The following is a 17,494-nucleotide window of genomic DNA, read 5'->3' as shown; positions in this document are numbered from 1 at the left end:
AATGCCATATCTACCATGGTATCTTCTTCAAGTCCCAGTTTTTGAGCTTCCTTTGTAGCTAATGAAATGCCGATCAGCATCGCTAGAGCAATAATCACACCGTACCAATTAATAACAACTGGACCCCATTCTATAGCGTGTGGGTTGATTGCTCCAATCAGTAAGTTCATTCCATCTCCTCCATCCGAACAGAATCTTAATGAACATAGTTAAGGCTGGAATTTTCACTCCAGCCTTAACACACATTATCTACTTTTAGTCTTCGTCGTCTTCATCATAGGCGTCGTCATCTTCCAATGCTTCTTTGCCTAAGAAGGCTTGCAACATCCAGATACTTTCATCTAAATGATCTTTGAAAGCAATCAATGTATCTTCTAACGCATCATTGCCTTCTTCTTGAGCCAAACGTATGGCGCGGACTGTAAATTCACGGGTGCTTCTGAAATCCTCTACAACATTTTCAGTCATTTCTTCTGCTTTTAAATATTTATCAGCCGGGTCTTCTGAAAGCATGGAGTATTGTTCGAATTCGGCGGTTGTGGAAGCTGGTTTGTGTCCTGAAGCCAACAGACGTTCCGCGATTGTGTCAAACCACTCTTCGTTTGCATTATACAATTCTTCCAGTTTTTCGTGTAACGAGAAGAAATGAGGACCTTTCACATACCAATGATACTGGTGCAATTTTACGTGCAGTGTATGAATATTTCCTAAAATGTGATCCGCAATGGCTGCTGCATTGATTTTTGTATGGTGTATGTGCTCTTTATGATCTTGCTCTTCTTGCAGTTTTTCTTGTGGTGTTTTATCTTGTACCATGTTTCTATTCCTCCTAATATTTTTCCTAATATTTTTAATTATTTGTTACCAATTTTAATAAACAGACTGTTGGAAGTAGTTTTCATTTTCAAACGTGACTCATGCTGCACTTACTTTTGATTTGATAATTGGATAGCCTAAGTCTTCAATCGCTTTTTCGATCTCTTCAATTGCTATTTTATCTTCCTCAAAGTTGGTTTTTACCTTACTCGAGTTGAACAAGACTTTCACACTGTTTTTGTCGATTCCATCCAGTCCTTTTACGGCACTTTCAATTTTTTGTAAGCAGGAAGGACAAGATAGGGTTTCTAGTTTAATGGTTGCTTTAGACATAGTTTATTTCTCCTTTTTAAAATTAGTTTTATGTTGTTATTCCCTTTGTTTATCTTACATTTAAAGTATACGGTACATTTGAATCGTTGAACTTGATGACCATCAAGTTTAGAGAATCTATTTGCTTTTTTTATAAAAAACTAAATTAAATTTGGTATGCTTCCTCTGCTTCAGCTAAAAGCTTGTATACCGTAGCGTGTGGCATGCAAGCATTTTTAGGAACGGTATAATTATGGGTTACTTCGCGTAGCTGGTTGAACTCCGTATCCAAGACTGGTTTATTTGAGCCAGCTTCTTATGTTTGGTTAAGCTGCTTTCACTTTTGATTTGATGACTGGATAACCCAAATCTTCAATCACTTTTTCAATGTCTTCAATTGCCAACGTCTTTTCGTCAAAATCAATTCTGATTTTGTTTACGTTGAATACCCCTCTCACGCTGTTTTGATCAATACCAATGAGTCCTTTAACAGCACTCTCGATTTTTTTCAAGCAGGATGGGCAGGACAAGGTTTCTAGTGTAATTACTGCTTTAGACATACTCCATCTCCTTTAACGAATTGTTCTATAAGATTTTGTTCTCGGTATTTAAAGTACCAAGGGTATTCCCTTACTAATAATTGTTAGAAATCAACTAATTCAACTTCTTTTGCAGTTCAATAAAAAGGCAACAAGGTTTTGTTAGTTTTAGCTATGCTCGCCATGAGCACCTACTAAAACAGTCAATTTCTCAACTACGGTATTTAAACTCTCTGGATCTAAGTCGGACGCATCAAACGTTTTTCCATGCCCTGAAATCAACCTATTCAATTTTGGCTGCAAAGCTCCCACAGACTCATCTCCTTCAGGAATGGTACACTTGTGGGCTTTCAATAGCTTGTCTGCTTTTACATGGAGGGAATGAAGGGTCTGTTTATCCAAACGGCTGTCATCAAACTTAACTCCATGGTCGTCGAGTAAAAAATCTAGTTTTTCGTGTATTTCAGTATACTCGTCCATCTTACATTCTCCTTTCTCATTCATTCTTATTTCGCTGTTTCGATTTCTTCTACACCCGTTTTCACATTATATCTGTCGCCTCTTAAGCGATACTTCAACAATCTCATGCCGTTGAAGATAACCACCAAGATACTGGCTTCATGAACCAACATTCCAATTGACATGTTCATCCATTCGCTAAATAAGAGACTGGCCAACAAGACCAACACGACACCGACTGCAATAAGGATATTTTGTTTCATATTGCTCGCAGTTGATTTCGTCAGCCCTAATGCATGTGGTAAGCGGCTGAAGTCGGAGTTCATCAACACAACGTCAGATGTTTCGATCGCCACATCTGTTCCGCTGCCCATTGCAATCCCGATATCTGCCAATGCCAAGGACGGGCTGTCATTGACGCCATCACCGACGAAAGCAACGATCTGCCCCTCTTTTTGCAATTTTTCAATGTGTGCGGACTTGTCTTCCGGCAACATGTGTCCATGTGCTTCCGTCAAACCGAGTTCTTTCGCAACCAAGTCAACGGTTCCTTGGTTGTCACCAGAAAGGACGACGAGGTTTTTCACACCCAACTCTTTCAAGTTTTGAAGATCCTGTTTCACACCTGGACGGACTTGGTCGCGGATACCCATCAGAACTTTTAATTCACCATCGACCGCCGTCAGAACCAGGGAGTTGCCGTTTTTCTCGAACCTTTGGACGTCTTTTTGTGCTTTTTTGTTTAAAGTGACTTGTTCTTTTTCCATTAAAGCGACGTTTCCGACTGCGACTCTATGACCATTTACTTGTGCGACAATTCCGCCACCTTTAACAACATCGGTCTCATCTACTGGTGTCGTGTCTACAGGACCAATATTTGCCAATACGGCTTTCGCCAAGGGGTGATCCGATTCTTGCTCCACGCTTGCCAAATAGCTGAGTGCTTCTTCACTATTGTCTCCATACACTTCTTTTTCCGCCACTTCAGGGTTTCCGACTGTTAATGTCCCTGTTTTGTCGAATACGATGGTGTCGACGCTGCTGAAGTCGTTGATTACTTCGCTCCCTTTCAAGAGAATGCCGTTGCGTGCACCGTTTCCGATACCGGCAACGTTTGATACAGGCACTCCGATAACCAATGCACCTGGACAGCCTAGGACTAAGATCGTAATCGCCAATTCAATGTTTTGGGTAATTGCCCAAACAATAAATGCCAGGACCAAAACAGTTGGGGTATACCATTTAGAGAAACGGTCAATAAAGCGCTCCGCTTCTGATTTGGAATCTTGTGCTTCTTCCACAAGCTCAATGATTTTACCGAACGTGGTGTCTTCTCCGACTTTGTCTGCCCGAATCTGAATGGTGCCATTTTCCAATATCGTACCGGCAAAGACTTCTCCGCCTTCTGTTTTTGTGACAGGAACGGATTCTCCTGTGATACTGGCTTCGTTGATATACCCTTCACCTGTTAAAACGGTTCCGTCTACTGGTACTTTCCCACCAGTTTTGACAAGCAGAACATCTCCTTCATCTACGTCATCTACATCCACTTCTTCAAATTCTCCGTCTTCTGTTTGGACCAAGGCACTTTCTGGTGCCATGTCGGTTAATTCTTTGATTGCCGAACGTGTTTGGTTCAATGTACGCTGTTCCAAATAATGTCCGAATAAGAATAAGAAAGTGACAACGGCGGATTCTTCAAAGTTTTGAATCAAGAACGCTCCGATAACGGCAATCGTGACTAAGACATCAATACTGACAACTTTCACTTTCAACGCTTGATACGCTTGAATGGCGATTGGAGCGACCCCAAAGATCGAGGCGATAATCAACGACCACTCAGCAAGAAATGCATTTCCTAAAGCGAAGTGACTGAAAAATCCGACTGCAATTAGAATTCCACTGATCAATGTAATTTGATTTTTCTTACTTAATATATATTGTTGCATATTTTTTCCCTCCAAGTATTTTTGTTATTTTTAGTATAAGGTACAGTCAATGATTTAAACTTGATTATCATCAAGTTTGCTTTTTTATTTTTTACTTTGCTCAACTGGGTTCAATTGGGTCACATACTGAACAGGGTGGCCGACAACTGTATATAGTCGGGATTGTACTTTACACGTACTTCCCCAACCTTTGCTAATACTTGTGTAAAATAGATACCTATTTGTTCTTCAAGGGTATATTAGATTTTCCGAGTGCAAGATATGAAGTCAAATGGTTTGATGTTTAGCATCACATTTATGGCAAGATTCATTTCTTGTCGTTGTGTTCTATATGTATCATATAGTTAATTCACGAAAGAGAAATTGATGGGAATCAAGTTTAATCATCTATCAATAATTTCCTAATCTTGGATTAATACCTGAGAGATAAAACTTTTGCGATCGCTTCATTGTTTATTCCTTGCCTGAGGAGACGAAATGAATTAAGAATTCCTTATTTTTTAGTTACTTATTGGAAGCAGTAACTTTCGTTCATTAAAAAAAGCTGAGCAATTCGCTCAACTTTTCTACGTAATCCTTTTTTGTTTTTTCCGGTGGAGTATATCATAAACGGATGGTAAAGAGCCTTAGATAAAGAGAGTGCTTTTGAGACAAAAAAGGACCGCTTTTTTATGAAAAAAGCGGTCAGAAATTATACTGGCATAAACGATTGTTTTTGATACTATCTGTTTTATGTATAAAACATGCCTCTAAATTTTTTAGAACTTTAGAGCCTTCATTAATTTGTAATCTAAGGACTTAAAAAATAAAAAAGGTCCTCTCCTCTACTTTCATTTAAGTAGTCGTATGAGAACCTATTTTTATCAATTAACCAAGTGCCACATCCAATGTCATCATAATGGCAAAACCAAACATAAACGCTATAGTGGCCACTTTGTTATGACCATTTGTTTGAGAATTAGGAATTAATCCTTCAACACAAACAAACACCATTGCGCCTGCTGCAAAGGCTAAAGCATAAGGTAAAATAATAGTGATTTGTGTGACCAACCAAGCACCTAAAGTAGCCGATACAATTTCGGGAAGAGCACTTGACTGTCCCATATTAAAAGCGTGACTCTTAGATCTACCTTTTGCTCGAATAGGCATTGAAAGGGCTGCTCCTTCAGGGAAGTTTTGAAGTCCAATACCTAATGCAAGAACAATCGCACTTGCAATAGTGGCAGCTCCTTCTCCGGCCGCACCAAAAGCTACACCAATCGCTAATCCTTCCGGTATATTGTGTATCGTCACAGCTAAAAACAAGAGAGCTGTTGACGATAATGAAGATGGTGTTCCTTCTGTCTCCTCAAGCCCCATTGGACGCATATGTAGATGGGGTACTACTCCATCTATTACTCTTAAAAAGAGACCGCCTACTAAGAAACCGGTTAAAGCGGGAACAAAAGACCAAATACCATAGCCACTTTGTTCAGCATAGTCAATGGATGGCGCTAACAAGGACCAAAACTCGCTGCAATCATGACTCCGGCAGCAAAACCATTCATAATCGCAAGTAATTTCTCATTTACCTCATGAAATAAAAATACCAGACTCGATCCTAAAGCAGTCATAAGCCAAGTGAAAACACCAGCTAATCCAGCCTGCCAGATAGGGGGTATACTTAAATACCAGTCAACCATTCTTCTTAACTCCTTCTCTAAGGAAGCAAAATCAAATTTTAACTTAACCACTTAAGATAAATTATTTGAAACGGGTATTAATTTTTGACAGGCTTAAAATTAGACCTTAACAATCGAAGTCCATTCAAAATAACAACCAACGTACTTCCTTCATGAATAATGACACTGATTGCAATATCCGTTAAACCTAAGAAACTAACGACAATTAAAAAGGCAACAACGGCCATTGAAAAAATAATATTCTGCCAAATGACACGGTTCATTTTCGAAGAAATATTATGGGATTGTACCAATTTAGATAAATTGTTTTGCATTAAAACTAAATCAGATACCTCTACTGCCACATCAGTCCCATCTCCCATAGCGATTCCCACATCTGCATTAACAAGAGCGGGAGCATCATTGACACCGTCTCCAACCATGGCGGTCACACCGTATTTTTCTTTTTGTTCGTCTATAATTCTGGATTTGTCTTCCGGCATGACATTCGCAATCACTTCATCTATTCCTAATTGTTTAGCAACCGCTTTTCCCGTCATTTCTGAGTCACCAGTAATTAAAGTAGTGTGTACGCCTTGTTCTCTGAAATAATCAATGGTTGCTTTTGCATGTTCACTTGGAACGTCCATGAGGGCAATAAGGCCTATAACTTCTTCATCGACTGCTACGTATACGACCGTCTTACCTTCTGACGCCCATTCGTTATTTAAACGGATATATTCATCTGAAACATCCTCAAACGATGTCGGTTTTCCTATACGATAATTTTTTCCTTTATAATTTCCTGTCAATCCTTTACCAATCTGGTTTTCTACATCAATAGTTAGTTTGTTTTTTTGCTCAAACTTTCTTAGAATAGCATCTGCTAAGGGGTGATTGGATTCTTTTTCAAGAGCTACTACGATATCAATCATGTTTTCTTCGTTCACGGAATCAGCAAAATAATAATTGGTTACTTCAGGTTTTCCTTTGGTCAAGGTGCCCGTCTTATCAAATGCAATTGCTTTAATATCGGCTAATTGAGACAGGTAAGAACTACCTTTTGAAAGGACTCCTTTTTTGGCTAAATTAGAAGTCGTCGATAGCGTTGCCGAGACAGTAGCTGCTGCTAAAGCACACGGTGAAGCTGCAACTAAAAGGACCAATCCTCTATAGACACTTTGTGACCATGTCCAATCAAGTAGAAAAGGAGCCAATAACATGAATAGAGGAATGGCAATTAAAACAACTGTGACATATTTCGGTTCAAATTTTTGGATAATACTCGCAGCTTTTGTTTGGTTATCTTGGTTCTGATTCACTAATTGTAAAATTTTTGAAAATACTGTATCTTTGTTTTCTTTGGTGACTTTCATCGTGAAGGTACCTGTTCCATTGATTGTACTCCCGAAGACGCCATCTCCTTTGGCTTTCTCTTTCGGGATACTTTCTCCATTAATAGACGACTCATCAATGGATGTAGATCCAGACAAAATGACGCCATCAATAGGTACTTGATCGCCATTCAACACTTGAAGTTGATCTCCCACTTTTAATTCACTGACATCTACATTTTTTGTACTACCATCAGGCAGGATTAACCGGGCAGTCGTTGGATTCATTTCGAGTAATTTCGTTATTTCTCGTTTGCTTCTTCCTTCTGCATAATCTTCCAAAAAATGTGCGCCAGAAAAAATAAGAATCAATAATGTTCCTTCCCAAAAATTCCCCATCAAAGAAGCTCCAATTGCCGCTAATCCCATTAAAATATGAGAATTAGGTATAAACTTTTTTTGTGCTTTTGAATTCTCAATTGTTTCTCCAAGGCCTTCAAGAAGAATAACGTGATACCCGGCACTGATTGTAGCGATTGAGAACAAAACATTTTGTACCAACTGATAATCTTCATTCAAAAATAGAGCAATCACTGCTAATGCTAAACCAACAAAGTACAAAACGACTGGCATTTTCCCATGATCATGGTCGTGATCGTGGTTGTGATTATGATTATGCTTTTCTTGAGACTGTTGTTCTTGGATAGTTTCCATTTCTATTACCTCCCTATATAATTTATAATTCCTTTGTTTTCCATCATTTACTTCCTGAATCACATAAATTTCCGCTATTTCTGACTCCTTTCGTTTATTCCAAAAGTAAATCGTAATGAATCCATTTTACATATGACTAACTAATCATATGTTTGTGTTCTCATTTTATATCGCTATATACGTTTTGTCAAGATAACGAGAACGCAACTTCTCTTTTATAAACAAAAGATTAGCATTGTTTCGCTCATATGGTAATATAGATATGAACGAAAGGTCATATGAAAGGAATAAAAACACTATGGATATAAAAACAACTTCTCCAATCGATAAAGGATCTATTCTGTCAATAAGCAAACTATTTAAAGTGATTAGTGATCCTACACGATTGTCGGTTCTCTTTCTTTTACAGAAAAAAGAGTGTAGTGTTGGAAATATCGCTATTTCTCTGGACATGGAACAGTCCGCTATTTCTCATCAATTAAAAACGTTGAAAGACGCACGCTTAGTGAAATCAAGAAGAGAAGGAAAAAGTATGCTTTACAGTTTAGATGACCTTCATGTTTTTAGTATTCTCGAACAAGTCTTAACTCATGTTAATGAATTAGAAAAATAAAACCAATTAGTATGTAGCATACAAACTTAGGAGGTTTTTAAATGTCAAAATCAGATAAAGACCATGATCACTCGAATCAGAATCAACCGAAAAAGAATATTAAAATTGCTTTCTTCATAAATCTTATTTTCTCTATAAGCGAATTTTTCTTTGGTTTTCTTTTCAATAGTGTGTCCATTATGTCCGACGCAGTTCATGATTTAGGGGACTCTATTTCAATTGGATTCGCTTGGTTTTTTCAAGGTTATTCAGAGAAAAAACAAGATGAACGGTTCACTTTTGGCTATAACCGCTTTTCTTTACTGGGCGCGCTGATAACTGGCGTTGTGCTAATTAGTGGCTCGTTTTTTATGATCTATCGTAGTGTGCCACGTTTGATTGACCCACAACCCGTAAATTATAGTGGCATGTTCTGGCTTTCTCTCGTAGCTATTGCATTGAATGGATATGCTGCTTGGATTTTAAGCAAAGGTACATCCAAAAATGAGGGTATGTTGAACCTCCATATGCTGGAAGACGTATTAGGGTGGATTGGAGTCTTGATTGTGAGTATTCTAATGAACTTTACCGAGGCATATCGTCTGGATCCTATCTTATCGATTTTGATTGCACTCTATATCCTCTACAAAACCGTTCCTGAATTTTTCACCACAATGAAAATTTTATTGAATGGTTCGCCTGAAAATGTAAACGTAAAGAGCTTGGCGAATTCCATTAAAAATGTTCCTGCTGTAAAAGACCTCTCACATTTTCACATTTGGTCACTGGACGGGGAAAAAAACGCCCTTATCGTCACGGTTCTTATAGACCCTTCAGATATAGATAAGGCTAGGGAAATAAAAGAAGAAATTGCAGAAGTCGCACACAAATCAAGCGTAGAGAATCATATCACAATAGAAATAACTACAAGCAAAGAAGAGCTTGAAAAGGGATACTCCCACAACACGTAAGATAGTCCTACGCTAAAAAACACTTCATTATTTGAAAAGAAAAAAAAGGCAACGAGTGAACAGATCGTTGCCTTTTTTTGCTAATTTGAATATAAAAAGTACGCCACTAAAGTTACTAAACATTTTAGTGGCATACAAGCTATAAAACTAATTAAATGTGTTACTTATTCAATATTCTCATTGAATTTAAAACTGCTATCACTGTTACTCCTACATCAGCAAAGACAGCTTCCCACATCGTTGCAACACCAAGAGCTCCCAGAATTAAGAACAACCCCTTCACTCCAAGTGCAAAGAAAATGTTTTGCCACACAATGCGACGAGTATTTTTCGCTACTTGCATGGCACTGCCAATCTTAGACGGTTTGTCATCCATAATAACCACATCAGCAGCTTCAATGGCTGCGTCTGACCCTAATCCGCCCATCGCAATCCCGATATCGGACCGCGCTAGAACGGGCGTGTCGTTTATTCCGTCTCCTACAAAAGCTACTTTCTCGTTTTTTTCTTTACGTGAAAGAATTTCTTCAAATCTTGTGACTTTATCTTGAGGTAGCAATTCACTATACACTTCTGTAATACCTAATTTTTTGGCTACTGTTTCCCCGACTGTTTTGGAATCTCCAGTCAGCATAATAATGTTTTTGATTCCTAATTTTTTCATTGCAGCAATACTTTCCACAGCGTCTTCTTTAATTGTGTCTGCAATCAGTAAGCGCCCCACATACGTGCCCTCAACAGCTAGATAGACGACTGTTCCGATTTCTTGCACTTCCTCAAATGCAACAGAGAACTTTTCCATCAGCTGAGCATTTCCGGCCAGTACTTCTTTACCGTCAATCGTTGCTTGGATTCCATGACCGGGAATTTCGTTGTATCCCCGAATTCTTTCTTCTTTAATTTCTTTGCCATAATATTCTTTTATGGAATCAGCAATAGGATGAGTAGAATGAGCCTCGGCATGAGCGGCCCATTCAACCAGTTGATCAGAATCTACTTCATTTTTTGGCTCAATGGCTGTTATCTCAAAGGTCCCTTTTGTCAATGTACCTGTTTTGTCCATTACTACATACTTGAGGTCATTCAGACCTTCCAAAAAGTTGCTGCCTTTCACCAAAATTCCTTTTCGGGAAGCAGAACCAATTCCACCAAAGAATCCGACCGGAATGGAAACGACTAACGCACAGGGGCAAGAAATGACCAAAAAGATACTGGCTCTGTATATCCATTCATTAAAAGTAGCTCCTGGTAACACTAGTGGAGGAACAATTGCCAGTAATGCAGCTGCTATAACCACAATTGGAGTATAGTAACGAGCGAACTTTGTAATGAACTGTTCTGTCGGAGCCTTTCGACCGCTAGCATTTTGAACCAGATCTAAAATTTTCTTCACAGTCGACTCCGCAAAAGGTTTTTCTACCGCTATTTTTAAGACACCATTTTTGTTAATAAAGCCGCTCAAAACAGTATCTTCCGGCTTCACGCTTCTTGGAACAGATTCGCCAGTTAAAGCAGATGTGTCCATCGCAGAAGTTCCTTCTACTACTTTTCCGTCTAATGGTACTTTTTCACCGGGACGAATAAGAATAATATCTCCAATTTTAATCGTTTCAGGAGCAACTTTTTCTACGTTGTTTTCTGTGACTAAATTGGCATAATCAGGTCGAATATCCATTAAATCTGCAATTGAACGTCGAGATTTTGACACAGCCATATCTTGAAAAACTTCTCCGACTTGATAAAATAGCATGACTGCGACAGCTTCTGGATATTCTTGAATATAGAAAGCACTTAACGTCGCAATGGTCATTAGAAAGTTTTCGTCGAATACTTGACCTCGGAAAATATTTCTAATGGCACGTCCTACAACATCATAACCGGTGATTAAATAAGCCAAAATGAACAATCCAAGAGAGACTTGTCCATCTATAGGAAGAAACATCCCCGTCGTCAATAGTGCTAACCCTAGTATTAAGCGAATAATGGTAATTTTAGTTTTGTTTCCGAAAATATTGGCAAGAGAAGCTCTGTTCGTCTGTTTGTGGCCAGTCTCTTCAACAGAAATCGATTCGATAGAAGCAGAATTTTTATGAGAATCAGCTCCATTTCCAACCAATGTACCATCCGCTTTTTTTCGCAGAACGACGTCAGGTTCTAAAGTTCCTACTGTTTGTTTTACACTAGCCAACACGTCGTTTCTATTTCCGCCTGCCACCTCGAAGCTCAGTGTCTCTGTCATGAAATTCACACTGCTTTTTGTAACTCCGGGAACTGTAGCAACCCCTCTTTCCACTTTAGCGGCACAGTTTGCACAATCGATTCCTTCTAATATCCATTCGTAGTTTTTTCGATCGTCTTTTAAATGACTTACCTTGGTTAATGGCGGATTTATTTCAATCAGCTTGCCGTCCACTTTATTTTTTAAAGTGACATCTGGCTCCAATTTTTTAACTTTTTGTTTCACATTGGATAAAACAAGATGTTCTTTGTCCTCTGTCACTTCGAAACTCAAGGTTTCTGTCATATAGTTCACACTACTATTGGCGACACCTGCAACCTTGGCGACGCCTCTTTCTACTTTGGCTGCGCAGTTTGCACAGTCGATTCCTTCTAATATCCATTCATGAGACTTTTTATTTTCACTCATCGTTTGCTTCCTTTCCTAAATGGGACTTCTATAAGCCTAATAACGTTTGAATGGTGCCGTTCTCTACCAAGATAAAGATCCCTAATCCAATAAACACGATTAGGACAATGATTCGTTCATACTTTTCTAACGTTTCGGAGACAAAGGAAATTTTTGCCAATTTATAACTGATAAAGCAAAGAATCGCAATCGAGATAACGAATACTACTAAGGCAATTAAAATTTCTGAAACGGATAGAGAAGCAAAGTAAGGAATATAAATGCCTAAATTGTCCCCACCTGAAGCAATAGTTATTAAGGCAACAGTCCAGAATAAGCGACTGGTTCCTCCAGATTCTAACTTTTCAACGACTTCCTCTTCTTCCTCCTCCTCTTCGCCTCCCACAGCGACTCGGATACCTAAATAAATCGGGATTAGCCCAAGAAGTCCAATGATCCAATCTTGAGGGATAAAATTCAGTACGTAAGCAGCAAACAAACTTACTGCGACCAAAACGCTTGTCCCAAGATATTGACCCCAAATAATATGGCGCATCCCTTTTCGTGTGTGGCTTTGAGAAAAGATAATTAGCAATATAAACAAATAATCAATGCTCGTAGAAATATAAACAGCGATAGCTGAAAAAATACTTTGTAACAAGTTGATTCCCTCCAAATTAAGATTTCACAGATAAATTTTCTGACAATCTTAAAAAAGCGCGAATAGCGGAAAGTACATCTTCATTTACTAAAGAGTAATAAACCATTTTCCCGTCTTTTCGTGATTTTGTCATTCCATGCTTTTTTAAATAACGTAAATGGTGTGACGTTGTAGCAATACTAGCGTCTAATATTTCCGCTAAATCGCAGACACACATTTCTTTGAAGGTTTCTAAAGCATAGAAAATTTTAATCCTTGAAGGATCGCTAAAACATTTTCCTAGCACAAGCAAATTCGACAAGTCTTTATTTTCTAGTTTGTTTTTCACCACATCCACTTTTTCAGGATGTATGATTGTTGTTTGGCAAACTTCAGTCACTTGATTCACCTCTCATTCAAACGTTCATTTGATTGTATCGTTAATATTATACATATGTTGTGCCTTAATAGTCAAACGCTTATTTGATTGTTTCGCCATTCGATTTCTTTACGGTATTAAAATCTTTAAATATATTTAAGGGATTTTAAGAGAAAACTACTAGGGTAGAGTATTTTAAAATCATAAATATCTCTTGACCATGTACTATGGTACATGGTGTATAATAAATAGAGGTGAAAAGAATGAAGTATCTGATTAGTGAATTTGCTGAAAAGAGTGGCGTTAATAAAGAAACAATACGATATTATGAAGGTAAAAAATTATTGGAAGAACCAATACGTACAGATTCAGGATATCGCTTGTATTCTGATGCGGATATTAAACGAGTGAAATTTATTAAGCAAATGCAAAATCTTGGTTTTTCTTTAAACGAAATTTATAAATTGCTAGGCGTTGTTGATCAAGACAGTGCTCGTTGTCAAAATATGTTTGATTTTGTTTCTCAAAAGCAAATAGAAGTGCAAAAACAAATTGCTGATTTAAAACAAATTGAAAGCATGTTAGGCGATTTAAAGGAACGTTGTCCTAACGAGAAAGAAATGTATGCTTGTCCGATCATTGAAACACTAATTTATGATGAATGAAGGAGCTTTTGTATGAAGAAGTATAAAGTAAGCATTCAAGGTATGACTTGTGCCAGCTGTGAAAACCATGTAACAATGGCGCTTGAAAACATAGGTGCAAAAGATATAAAAACAAACTACCGGCAAGGGGAAACAGAATTCAATTTAAGTGAATCTGTCGAAATTAATAGCATCGAAAAAGCGATTGAACAATCCAATTATCAGATAGAAAAGATCGAAAAAATAGCTTCTCAGTCTAATTTAATACTTAAAAATGAAAAGGAATACGATTATGACTTTCTGATTATAGGCTCTGGAAGTGCTGCTTTTTCAGCAGCTATTCAAGCAACAAAATATGGTGCAAAAGTGGGTATGGTCGAACGACACACAATTGGCGGAACTTGTGTAAATGTTGGCTGTGTTCCGTCTAAAACGCTTCTTAGGGCAGGAACGATCAATCATTTAGCTAAAAAGAATCCATTCCATGGGTTAAATACAATGGCTGGAGAAGTCGATTTAAAATTATTGGTGAAACAAAAAGATGAATTGGTAAGTGGAATGCGCCAAGAAAAATATATCGATTTAATCGACGAATACGGTTTTGATTTAATCGAAGGCGAAGCAAAATTTGTGGGGAGTGATGTCGTTGAGGTCAATGGAGAAGAATTAAAAGCAAAACGCTTCCTGATCGCCACGGGCGCAACTTCTTTTATTCCTGAAATTCCCGGCATTGAAAAGATAGATTATTTAACGAGTACAACTTTATTAGAGCTAGATGAAGTACCAGAAAGATTAACCGTTATTGGTTCGGGTTATATTGGACTAGAACTCGGTCAGTTGTTCCACAACTTAGGTTCTAAAGTCACACTCATACAAAGAAGCGAACGACTATTAAAAGATTATGATTTAGAAGTTTCAGAAACAGTCGAAAAAGCACTTCATGAACAAGGCATCCAGGTTATTACTGGGATTAATTATGAATGGGTTGAGCAAGATGGAGACATAAAAAAGTTGACAGTCACAAAAAATGGTAAGCAAAAAACTTTTGAATCGGATCAATTATTAATTGCGACAGGTAGAAAACCGAATACTGAAGCCTTAAATTTAGATGTTGCTGGTGTAAAAATAGGGATAAATAATGAAATCATGATGAATGATTTTGGTCAGACAAGCAATCAACACATTTACTCAGCAGGAGATGTTACATTAGGTCCTCAATTTGTCTATGTAGCCGCGCATGAAGGTAAGATTGTAGCGGACAATGCAGTCGGGGGCTTAAATAGGAAAATTGATTTGTCTGTTGTTCCTGGTGTTATTTTTACAAATCCTGGAGTAGGTACTGTTGGCTTAACAGAAGAACAAGCAAATGATAAGGGAATAGATGTTAAAACGTCAATCTTAGATTTAGATAATGTACCAAGGGCCCTAGTTAATCATGATGCAACTGGGTTAATCAAGCTTGTTATCAACGCTCAAAATCAACAAATAATAGGCGTTCATATTGTTGCTGAAAATGCAGGCGAAGTCATTTATGCAGGAACTTTAGCTGTTAAATTTGGCTTAACAGTCGAGGATTTAACAGACACAATGGCGCCCTATTTAACGATGGCAGAAGGACTGAAACTTGCAGCACTTGGCTATAATAACGATGTTTCAAAATTATCTTGTTGTGCAGGATAATATACAGAAAAGGGAGGCAGTTCCATTTGAGGATCTGCCGTCCTTTTTAGATAATCTGCGATTAAAAGATACATTTTTCAATAAATAATGGATTAACCAATTTTTAAATGAATTTTCATACGAGAATATTGACTATTTCAATAATCACGCATTTAAAATTTACTAAGAAAAAGTAAATATTTGTTACTTGGGAGTTTCCGAGCAATTAAAAACTACTATTTCTTATAAGTAAACTTTCAATAACAAACATAGAAAAAAGACTATTTTCCCCAGAAATAGTCTTTTTTATTTTATTAGTGCAAAGCACCTCTTAAATTTAATGCAAAATAAAATTACAATTTACACCCACTCTTCCTGGAAAATCACGTTAGAATGATGATCAGTGTCCTGGCTTACAACCTCGTCAATTTTTTAAAGACCATTGGATTTGAACAAGTGAATCGGGGGATGACGATTCATTCTATACGATTGACATTGCTCAAAGTTGCCGGCAAACTCGTTAAAACAGGCAGACAAGTCTATCTCAACCTGTCGAGTTATCATGTGTATCAAACCGAATTTTATAAGGTTTTCGAACGCCTACGGCGATCCAGACAATGTATTTAGAGGAGTTATCGCATAAAGTTTTAACTGATTATTTCAAGGGATCAGTATGCCCTTAAATAGACAAAGGATTTTTAATAGGTCCTTCTTCCCTAAGAATCCTGTTCGAAAACACAATATTTTAGAAGAAGGTATCTGCCTAATATAAAAATAGGCAATTTATTCAAGAAAACAGCTTTAAATTAGAGCTATGAATTATTCAGGAACTATAATCGCCTCAAAAATTAGAGGTATGAATTATTCAGGTGCACAACTAAAACATTAAAATTTCTTTATACACATCCGCCTTTCATCGTTTTTTCAAAATATACATAAAATTGTCACATCTCCATTTAACAAGTTTATGTATAACAATTCAAATGAAACGCTTTCAAAACTTGTAACTCTTTAAAACGTAAAAAAAACAGTGCAAAACCACTGAATGGTCCTGCCCTGTTTTTCATACACTTATTTCTTTTCCCAATTCGACTTAACTTCCACGCCTGCATCTTTGATTAAATTATACAAAGGGCATCGTCTTTCGACTTCTGCCACAAATGTTTCAAAGGCCTCATCGCTCTCATCCGTCTCAACGACCACATTCACTTCTATCGTTTGGTAATAAGTTTGCACGCCTTCGACGCCTTGATAACCGCGCGGATCGAGCTGCCCTTCCGTGCCAAACTCAAAATCCTCGTAAGTGAACCCTTGTTCTTTTGCGACCATGGTTGCAATTACCGACGTGCATGCTCCAAGCGCGCCTAAAAAATATTCCAACGGATTCGGCCCTTTATTATTGCCGCCGATTGCTTCGCGTTCGTCGACAAAGAACGGCTCAAAATCGCGGATGTTCACTGAAGTAGTCGTGCCTGCTTCTGCTTTTCCTTCGGCTGAAAGTGTGACCAATTTATTTTTTGACATTCCAATCTCTCCTTACTTTGCTGCTTTGGACAGTTTGGGCTCATCCTTATAATAGGGTACTGGCGGATAGGTATAGTACCTGCGATACATCCAAACACCCAGTGCTGCTACGAACAAAACGAGGGACAAGCCTTGTGAAACTCGTAAGAAATCGCCTATCCATAAGCTGTCTGTCCGCATGCCTTCAATAAAAAACCTTCCTGCTGAATACCAAATGACATAGCTGAGCGCCACTTCTCCTTGGCGAAGGAATTGATTTTTGTTCCGCAAAAGGAGCAACAATACGAAACCAACTAAACTCCATAAAGACTCATAAAGAAAAGTGGGATGGTAATAGGTTCCGTTGATGTTCATTTGGTTAATGATGAATTCCGGTAAGTACAAGTTTTCTAAAAATTGTCGGGTGACTGGACCGCCATGTGCCTCTTGATTGATGAAATTTCCCCAGCGACCAATCGATTGAGCTAGGAGGACACTAGGTGCCAGTATGTCTAGTAAAAGAGTTAGCGTCATTCTCTTTCTTCTTGCAAACCAGTATACTGCGAGACCACCCGCAATTAGCCCCCCATAAATGGCAATTCCACCATTCCAGATTGCGATGATTTCACTCGGATTCTGTATATAGTAGTCCCATTTGAATAAAACGTAATAAAGTCGGGCACCGATAAAGCCAAT

The 17,494-nt window shown here is 38.0% G+C and carries 16 protein-coding genes and 3 pseudogenes; 5 read left to right on the top strand and 14 right to left on the bottom strand.

What is annotated here, in order from left to right; translation table 11 throughout:
• From BMX84_RS11545 to BMX84_RS11510, 8 genes and pseudogenes are all read right to left on the bottom strand, one after another.
• Positions 1 to 170: prolipoprotein diacylglyceryl transferase family protein (locus BMX84_RS11545; RefSeq protein ID WP_177165561.1), on the bottom strand; the 170-nt coding region annotated here is incomplete at its 3' end.
• An 85-nt stretch (positions 171 to 255) separates the two neighbouring features.
• Positions 256 to 816 carry a Dps family protein gene (locus BMX84_RS11540; protein WP_091489969.1) on the bottom strand — a complete coding sequence of 187 codons (561 nt, stop codon included), beginning with the start codon at positions 814 to 816 and terminating at the stop codon, positions 256 to 258.
• 99 nt (positions 817 to 915) lie between these two features.
• Positions 916 to 1,149, bottom strand: coding sequence for a heavy-metal-associated domain-containing protein (locus BMX84_RS11535; RefSeq protein ID WP_068710567.1), 234 nt, complete (start codon positions 1,147 to 1,149; stop codon positions 916 to 918).
• Positions 1,150 to 1,454: 305 nt separating this feature from the next.
• The gene (locus tag BMX84_RS11530; protein WP_091489966.1) at positions 1,455 to 1,688 is read right to left on the bottom strand and encodes a heavy-metal-associated domain-containing protein; all 234 of its coding nucleotides are present in this window, start codon (positions 1,686 to 1,688) and stop codon (positions 1,455 to 1,457) included.
• 147 nt (positions 1,689 to 1,835) lie between these two features.
• Positions 1,836 to 2,147 carry a hypothetical protein gene (locus tag BMX84_RS11525; protein WP_091489963.1) on the bottom strand — a complete coding sequence of 104 codons (312 nt, stop codon included), beginning with the start codon at positions 2,145 to 2,147 and terminating at the stop codon, positions 1,836 to 1,838.
• A gap of 26 nt (positions 2,148 to 2,173) precedes the next feature.
• Positions 2,174 to 4,075 (bottom strand): heavy metal translocating P-type ATPase, encoded by a 1,902-nt coding sequence (locus tag BMX84_RS11520; RefSeq protein ID WP_091489961.1) that lies wholly within the window; start codon positions 4,073 to 4,075, stop codon positions 2,174 to 2,176.
• An 867-nt stretch (positions 4,076 to 4,942) separates the two neighbouring features.
• Positions 4,943 to 5,757, bottom strand: a pseudogene (locus tag BMX84_RS11515) (ZIP family metal transporter).
• Between the two features lie 77 nt (positions 5,758 to 5,834).
• Positions 5,835 to 7,784 (bottom strand): heavy metal translocating P-type ATPase, encoded by a 1,950-nt coding sequence (locus BMX84_RS11510; RefSeq protein WP_091489958.1) that lies wholly within the window; start codon positions 7,782 to 7,784, stop codon positions 5,835 to 5,837.
• Between the two features lie 298 nt (positions 7,785 to 8,082).
• Here BMX84_RS11510 and BMX84_RS11505 point away from each other — a divergent pair, with 298 nt between their 5' ends.
• Both BMX84_RS11505 and BMX84_RS11500 read left to right on the top strand, forming a co-directional pair.
• Positions 8,083 to 8,397 (top strand): ArsR/SmtB family transcription factor, encoded by a 315-nt coding sequence (locus tag BMX84_RS11505; protein WP_002320191.1) that lies wholly within the window; start codon positions 8,083 to 8,085, stop codon positions 8,395 to 8,397.
• Between the two features lie 41 nt (positions 8,398 to 8,438).
• Positions 8,439 to 9,347, top strand: a complete 909-nt coding sequence (locus BMX84_RS11500; RefSeq protein ID WP_091489955.1) for a cation diffusion facilitator family transporter — start codon at positions 8,439 to 8,441, stop codon at positions 9,345 to 9,347.
• 160 nt (positions 9,348 to 9,507) lie between these two features.
• Here BMX84_RS11500 and BMX84_RS11495 read toward each other — a convergent pair whose 3' ends face one another.
• The 4 genes and pseudogenes from BMX84_RS11495 to BMX84_RS11485 all read right to left on the bottom strand — a co-directional run bounded on the left by BMX84_RS11495 (position 9,508) and on the right by BMX84_RS11485 (position 13,013).
• A complete protein-coding gene (locus tag BMX84_RS11495; protein WP_246119144.1) occupies positions 9,508 to 11,739 on the bottom strand; it encodes a heavy metal translocating P-type ATPase in 2,232 nt (743 codons plus the stop codon).
• Between the two features lie 63 nt (positions 11,740 to 11,802).
• A pseudogene (locus BMX84_RS12885) lies at positions 11,803 to 11,994 on the bottom strand (cation transporter); the annotation flags it as partial.
• A 28-nt stretch (positions 11,995 to 12,022) separates the two neighbouring features.
• On the bottom strand, positions 12,023 to 12,634 hold the full coding sequence (locus BMX84_RS11490) for a CadD family cadmium resistance transporter (RefSeq protein WP_091489949.1): 612 nt from the start codon (positions 12,632 to 12,634) through the stop codon (positions 12,023 to 12,025).
• Positions 12,635 to 12,650: 16 nt separating this feature from the next.
• Entirely contained in the window at positions 12,651 to 13,013 is a 363-nt protein-coding gene (locus BMX84_RS11485; RefSeq protein WP_091489946.1) for an ArsR/SmtB family transcription factor, read from the bottom strand.
• 242 nt (positions 13,014 to 13,255) lie between these two features.
• Here BMX84_RS11485 and merR point away from each other — a divergent pair, with 242 nt between their 5' ends.
• From merR to BMX84_RS11470, 3 genes and pseudogenes are all read left to right on the top strand, one after another.
• Entirely contained in the window at positions 13,256 to 13,657 is a 402-nt protein-coding gene (merR, locus tag BMX84_RS11480; RefSeq protein WP_091489942.1) for a mercury resistance transcriptional regulator MerR, read from the top strand.
• 12 nt (positions 13,658 to 13,669) lie between these two features.
• Positions 13,670 to 15,316 carry a mercury(II) reductase gene (merA, locus tag BMX84_RS11475; RefSeq protein ID WP_091489939.1) on the top strand — a complete coding sequence of 549 codons (1,647 nt, stop codon included), beginning with the start codon at positions 13,670 to 13,672 and terminating at the stop codon, positions 15,314 to 15,316.
• Between the two features lie 345 nt (positions 15,317 to 15,661).
• A pseudogene (locus BMX84_RS11470) lies at positions 15,662 to 15,922 on the top strand (transposase); the annotation flags it as partial.
• 444 nt (positions 15,923 to 16,366) lie between these two features.
• On the opposite strand, the gene BMX84_RS11465 reads toward BMX84_RS11470, so the two are convergent.
• Together BMX84_RS11465 and lgt are read right to left on the bottom strand one after the other, a co-directional pair.
• Positions 16,367 to 16,819, bottom strand: a complete 453-nt coding sequence (locus BMX84_RS11465) for an OsmC family protein (RefSeq protein ID WP_091489935.1) — start codon at positions 16,817 to 16,819, stop codon at positions 16,367 to 16,369.
• Positions 16,820 to 16,831: 12 nt separating this feature from the next.
• Positions 16,832 to 17,494 (bottom strand): prolipoprotein diacylglyceryl transferase (gene lgt / locus BMX84_RS11460; protein WP_143058721.1); only part of this gene is annotated, 663 nt, incomplete at its 5' end.

It is taken from the genome of Alkalibacterium putridalgicola, from assembly GCF_900109825.1.
In the GTDB taxonomy this organism is placed as follows: Bacteria; Bacillota; Bacilli; order Lactobacillales; family Carnobacteriaceae_A; genus Alkalibacterium; species Alkalibacterium putridalgicola.
Note: the sequence above shows the minus strand (reverse complement) of the source record. Positions and strands in the feature narration are given on the sequence as shown.